Source organism: Acidovorax sp. KPB24-03 (genome assembly GCF_057546605.1).
This window is the reverse complement of sequence record NZ_BAAJYR010000243.1, coordinates 1-5,156: the sequence shown is the minus strand read 5'-3', so window position 1 is coordinate 5,156 and position 5,156 is coordinate 1. Positions and strand designations below refer to the sequence as shown.

The 5,156-nt window shown below is 70.5% G+C and carries 7 protein-coding genes; 2 read left to right on the top strand and 5 right to left on the bottom strand.

Annotated features, from left to right (window positions below; translation table 11 throughout):
* Together AC27KI_RS18260 and AC27KI_RS18255 are read right to left on the bottom strand one after the other, a co-directional pair.
* Nucleotides 1-189, bottom strand: a 189-nt coding sequence (locus AC27KI_RS18260; RefSeq protein ID WP_487115126.1) for a YeeE/YedE family protein, incomplete at its 3' end; no start/stop codon positions are given.
* Nucleotides 190-194: 5 nt separating this feature from the next.
* Nucleotides 195-509 carry an ArsR/SmtB family transcription factor gene (locus tag AC27KI_RS18255; RefSeq protein ID WP_487089334.1) on the bottom strand — a complete coding sequence of 105 codons (315 nt, stop codon included), beginning with the start codon at nt 507-509 and terminating at the stop codon, nt 195-197.
* Between the two features lie 124 nt (nt 510-633).
* Here AC27KI_RS18255 and AC27KI_RS18250 point away from each other — a divergent pair, with 124 nt between their 5' ends.
* A complete protein-coding gene (locus AC27KI_RS18250; protein ID WP_487089333.1) occupies nt 634-1,515 on the top strand; it encodes an MBL fold metallo-hydrolase in 882 nt (293 codons plus the stop codon).
* Between the two features lie 150 nt (nt 1,516-1,665).
* A complete protein-coding gene (locus tag AC27KI_RS18245; RefSeq protein WP_284397368.1) occupies nt 1,666-2,004 on the top strand; it encodes a serine/threonine protein kinase in 339 nt (112 codons plus the stop codon).
* A 159-nt stretch (nt 2,005-2,163) separates the two neighbouring features.
* Here the strand turns inward: AC27KI_RS18245 and AC27KI_RS18240 are convergent, their stop codons facing one another.
* The 3 genes from AC27KI_RS18240 to AC27KI_RS18230 all read right to left on the bottom strand — a co-directional run.
* Nucleotides 2,164-3,825: an L-lactate permease gene (locus tag AC27KI_RS18240; protein ID WP_487089332.1), complete on the bottom strand. Its 1,662-nt coding sequence runs from the start codon at nt 3,823-3,825 to the stop codon at nt 2,164-2,166.
* Between the two features lie 217 nt (nt 3,826-4,042).
* Complete coding sequence (locus AC27KI_RS18235; protein WP_487089331.1) at nt 4,043-4,933, bottom strand: LysR substrate-binding domain-containing protein; 891 nt, start codon at nt 4,931-4,933, stop codon at nt 4,043-4,045.
* 16 nt (nt 4,934-4,949) lie between these two features.
* On the bottom strand, nt 4,950-5,156 hold a 207-nt coding region (locus AC27KI_RS18230; protein WP_487115124.1), incomplete at its 5' end, for an aminomethyltransferase beta-barrel domain-containing protein.

The following is a 5,156-nucleotide window of genomic DNA, read 5'->3' as shown; positions in this document are numbered from 1 at the left end:
GACCAGGCCCGCCACGAAGGCCACGCGCCAGGCCCGGTCACCGCGCCGGGGCCGCAGCAGGCCGCCCACCACGCCGCTGATGCCGGCGATTCGCCCCGCCAGCAGGAAAAAGCCCCCGGCCGCCAGGCCGATGAGCGCGCCGCCCGCCAACGCGGTGCCGGGGGTGAAGGCGTTCCAGTCGATGGCCATGGGGTTCACTCCTTGGGGCAATACAGGCGGTACAGCACCGCCAGGATCTCGAGCAGCGCGGCGTCGGCCACGCGGTAGTGGATGTTCTTGCCCTCGCGCCGGGTCTCCACTACGCCCTGGGTGCGCAGCACGCCGAGCTGCTGCGACAGCGTGGGCTGCTGGATGCCCAGACGTGCCTGCAGGTCGCCCACGCACTGCTCGCCCTGCGACAGCTGGCACAGCAGCAGCAGCCGGTCTTCGTTGGCCAGGGCCTTCAGGGCCGAGACGGCCTGGCTGGCCGCCTGGCGCAGGCGCTCGGGGTCGATGGGGGTGGGGTCCATGGGAAGATCGATGCAAAAGCCGTCACAAGGCCACCGAAAGGTCGGCGTTGGATTCAATATATCAAACCACATAATATCTGTGGAAAGATTGTTGTCCGCTGAACCGCCTGAAAGGCCGCCCGCCATGCCCCGTACCACTTCCCTGCAGTCGTTCTTCGATCCCGCCACGGGCACGGTGACCCACCTCGTGTGGGATCTGGCGACGCGGTGCGCGGCCATCATCGATCCGGTGCTCGACTTCGATGCCGCCGCGGGCCGCACCGCCACCCGCTCGGCCGATGCGGTGCTGGCCTGCGTGCGCGAGCGGGGGCTCACGGTGCAGTGGATCCTGGAGACCCATGTGCATGCCGACCACCTGTCGGCCGCGCCGTACCTGAAGGCGCAGGCGGGGGGACGCATCGCGGTGGGCGAGCACATCCGCGCGGTGCAGGCCGCCTTCGGCCGGCTCTTTCCCGCCGAGACCGGCGCGGCGGACGGCAGCCCGTTCGACCATCTGGTGCGCGATGGCGAGACGCTGCGGCTGGGCGACACGCCCGTCACGGCCCTGTGGGTGCCAGGGCACACGCCGGCCGACATGGCCTACCTTGTGGACGGCGCGGCCTTCGTGGGCGACACGCTCTTCATGCCCGACGTGGGCACGGCGCGGGCGGACTTTCCCGGGGGCGATGCGGCCACGCTCTACCGTTCCATCCAGCGGCTGCTGGCGCTGCCGGGCGACACGCGCCTGTTCGTGTGCCACGACTACCCTCCGGCCGGGCGCGCGCCGCAATGGGAGACCACGGTGCAGGCGCAGCGCGAACACAACATCCACGTGGGCGGCGGCGTGGCCGAGGCGGATTTCGTCGCCCTGCGCCGTGCGCGCGACGCCACGCTGGGCGCGCCGGCGCTGCTGCTGCCCTCCCTGCAGGTCAACGTGCGCGCAGGGCAACTGCCGCCCCCCGAGGCGAACGGCATCGCCTACCTGCGCATTCCGCTGAACGCGTTCGGGACGCCGCCGGCCGCCTGAGCCCGGGCGTTGTCGGGCCGTGCGGGATCGCTCCTACCCGGTAACAGGTGCCGGGCCCACTGCCCCGGCGCTGGCACGGGGCGAAGCTGTGGGCATCCGGCGCACCGTTTCACGGACCGCGTCCCCACCGACCGACCCAAGGAGCCCGCCATGCGCACCCCCATCGTTCCCGACACCGCCATCGACCCCACCGACGATCCCACGGCCGAAATGCCGGAAGGCGACGACATCAACGACCACCTGGAAGCCGAGCAGGACGTTTCGGACGGCATCGAGGACATCTCGGTGCAGGCCTTCGACGACCCGCGCAGCGGCGGCCCGCTGAACTTCGACGACGGTACCGACATGGCCCACCCCCGCGGCAAGACCGGCCGCGACGGCGGCACCTGGGAGGCCGAGGGCAGCGACAGCGGCGACCTGGAGCCACCGGCCGAGATGCTCTCCGACCGCAACGGCCCGAGCGACCCGGACGCCAAGCGCACCGGCTGACGCGGCGCGGCAACGCAGCAAAAAACAAAAAGGGGCGCCCGTGCGCCCCTTTCTGTTTTGCTATTAAAAATATAGCGGTATGCCCTAGTGGAACATGCGGTTGCGGCCCAAAAGGCTTCAAGCGCCTGACGTGGAGGCCGCCGCCGTTCCACGGCCCGTTCAGTGCACCACCATCAGGTGGAAGGGCCACACATACGCCTGCAGCGTCACGTACAGCCCCACCAGGCAGGCCAGCGCGATCGAGTGGAAGAACACGTAGCGCAGGATGTCGCCCTCGTGGTTGAACCAGCGGGTGGCCGTCGATGCCACCACGATCGACTGCGCATCGATCATCTTGCCCATCACCCCGCCCGAGCTGTTGGCCGCGCCCATGAGGTTGGGCGACAGGCCCAACTGCTCGGCGGCGACCTTCTGCATGCCGCCGAACAGCACGTTCGAGGCCGTGTCCGAGCCGGTGAGCGCTACGCCCAGCCAGCCCATCAGCGTGCCGAAGAACGGGTAGAACACGCCCGTGTTGGCGAACGCCAGCCCCAGCGTGGTGTCGGTGCCCGAATAGCGCGTGAGCGTGCCCAGGGCCAGCATGAGCACGATGGTCAGCAGCGAAAAGCGCACCAGCCACACCGTCTTGAAGAACGTGCGCGCGATGGCGACCGGGTTGTATTTCATGAAGAACGCGCTCACCACCGCCGACAGCAGGATGGCGGTGCCGGTGGCCGACAGCAGGTTCAGCGTGTACACCGCGCCCTCCTTGGTGGGCGTGGGCACCACGGGCGGCACCTTCTCGATCAGGTTGTGCAGGCCGGCCATGGGGAAGGCGGGCGCGAACAGGCCGTTGAGCCAGGCCTTGACCGACGGCAGGCCCCAGATGAACACGAACACCGACAGGATGACCCAGGGCGTCCAGGCGGCCACCAGCGCGGCGCGGCTGTGCGCGGTGACGGGCTGGGGCGGCTTGGCCTCCGAGGCGCTCACGTCGCGCCCGCGCAGCGAGGCCGAAGTCCACACCGTCTTGGGCTTCCACACGCGCAGGAAGGCCACCAGCGAGGCCATGGAGACGATGGCGGCGATGATGTCCACCAGTTCGGGGCCGATGAAGTTGGACACCAGGTACTGGGGCACGGCGAAGGACACCGCCGTCACCAGGATGGCGGGCCAGATCTCCCACATGCCCTTGCGGCCCGCGAAGGCCCAGATCAGCCAGAACGGCACCAGCAGCGAGAAGAACGGCAGCTGCCGCCCCACCATCGCCGTCACCTCCATCAGGTCGTAGCCGTGTACCTTGGCCAGCGTGATGACCGGCGTGCCCAGCGCCCCGAACGCCACCGGCGCCGTGTTGGCGATGAGCGACAGGCCCGAGGCGGCCAGCGGCGAGAAGCCCAGCCCGATCAGGATGGCCGCCGTCACCGCCACCGGGGTGCCGAAGCCCGCCGCGCCCTCGAAGAACGCGCCGAAGCTGAAGGCGATCAGCAGCAGCTGGATGCGCCGGTCGCCGGTGATGCCTGAGAGCGAATCCTGCAGCACCTTGAAGCTGCCGTTCTGCTCGGTCAGCTGGTGCAGGAAGATGATGTTCAGCACGATCCAGCCGATGGGCAGCAGGCCGGTGAAGCCGCCGTACAGCGCTGCGCGCCCGGCCATGTCGGCCGGCATGCCGTAGGCGAAGATGGCCACCAGCAGCGCCGCGACCAGGCCCAGCCCGGCCGCGATGTGCGCCTTGATGTGAAAGAAGCCCAGCGCGGCGAGCATCACGACCACCGGGATCGCGGCCAGCGCGGTGGAAATGATCATGTTGCCGAACGGGTCGTAGATTTGCTGCCAGGTCATGGGTTTGTCTCCGGTGTTCTATCGGTGTGCGGACCGCGGGGCCCCGTGCCGCGGCCCTCTGCCGGGACCTGCGCCGGCCCACTGTAGAAATTTGCGGAGAGCGCGGCGTGAAAAACCTTCGCGGCCCGCGTGAAGGCTTTTCAAACCGTGTCAGTTCCGTGTCAGCCGCTGCGCCCGCAGGGGCTGCACCCCGCTGTCCCGGAGCGCCCGGCGTCCATCAGGGGCCGTCGTGCAGCGCCTGGCGCAGCCAGTCCACGAAGGCCGCGCACTCCCAGCGCTCGAGTGCGCCGGCCTTCCAGCACAGGAAATAGTCGTGCGGCGACGGCAGGCTGTCGCGCGACAGGCGCACGAGCTGGCCGCTCTCCAGCCAGGGCTGGCCCGCGCGCAGGCGCAGCAGCGCCACGCCGAAGCCGGCCACCGCCGCGTCCCAGGCCATGCCCAGGTCGTTGAACTGGCTGCCCACCACCGGCTCGGGCTGGGCGATGCCCACGGCCTTGAACCAGGTGCGCCAGGGCTCCAGCGCGCAGCGGATGAAGCGCACGCGCGCCGCCGCCTCGTCCGTCGCCAGGCCGTCCAGCGGACCGGTCTCGGCCAGGTATTCGGGGCTGCACACCGGCGTGATCCGGTCGGCGAAGAGCTGCACCGATTCGCGGTCGGGAAAGTGCCCGGTGCCGAAGCGCACCTCCACGTCGGCCTCCTCGGCCATCATGTGGTGCACCGGCAGCGACACCTGCAGCTGCAGCTCGATGTCCGGGTAGGCGTGGCGGAACTGCGCGATGCGCGGCAGCAGCATCTGGCGCGCGAAGGTCGGCGTCACGCCCAGGCGCAGGCGCGTCGCCTGGCCTACGCCCAGGGTGCCGGGCACGTGCTGCAGCGCGGCGATGGCCTCGCGCACCCGCTCCAGGTAGGCGGCGCCGGCGGGCGTCAGGCTGAAATCGCCGCGCGCGAAGAGCTTGACGGCCAGCAGCGTCTCCATCTGGCGGATGCGGTGGCTCACCGCGCTCGGCGTCACGCTCATCTCCTCGGCCGCGTGCGTCACGCTGCGCAGCCGCGCCAGCGCCTCGAACGCCAGCAGGCCCTGGATCGGCGGAATGCGCGGCGGGGCCATGCGTGCGGCGGGCCCGTCAGGCGACGGTGGTGGCCGACGCGATCACGCCGCCCCCGAGGCACACCTCGCCGTCGTACAGCACGGCGGACTGGCCCGGGGTGACGGCCCACTGCGCGTCGGGAAATTCCAGCGCGAAGCCGCCGTCCGCCTGCGGGTCGATGCGGCAGGGCGCATCGGCCTGGCGGTAGCGCGTCTTGGCCGCCAGCAGGCCGGCGGCGGGCGG

What these genes read in the sequence shown, in the direction of transcription:
- AC27KI_RS18255 (WP_487089334.1), bottom strand. Translation starts at nt 509, where the DNA reads ATGGACCCCACCCCCATCGACCCCGAGCGCCTGCGCCAGGCGGCCAGC.
- AC27KI_RS18250 (WP_487089333.1), top strand. Translation starts at nt 634, where the DNA reads ATGCCCCGTACCACTTCCCTGCAGTCGTTCTTCGATCCCGCCACGGGC.
- AC27KI_RS18235 (WP_487089331.1), bottom strand. Translation starts at nt 4,933, where the DNA reads ATGGCCCCGCCGCGCATTCCGCCGATCCAGGGCCTGCTGGCGTTCGAG.
- AC27KI_RS18245 (WP_284397368.1), top strand. Translation starts at nt 1,666, where the DNA reads ATGCGCACCCCCATCGTTCCCGACACCGCCATCGACCCCACCGACGAT.
- AC27KI_RS18240 (WP_487089332.1), bottom strand. Translation starts at nt 3,825, where the DNA reads ATGACCTGGCAGCAAATCTACGACCCGTTCGGCAACATGATCATTTCC.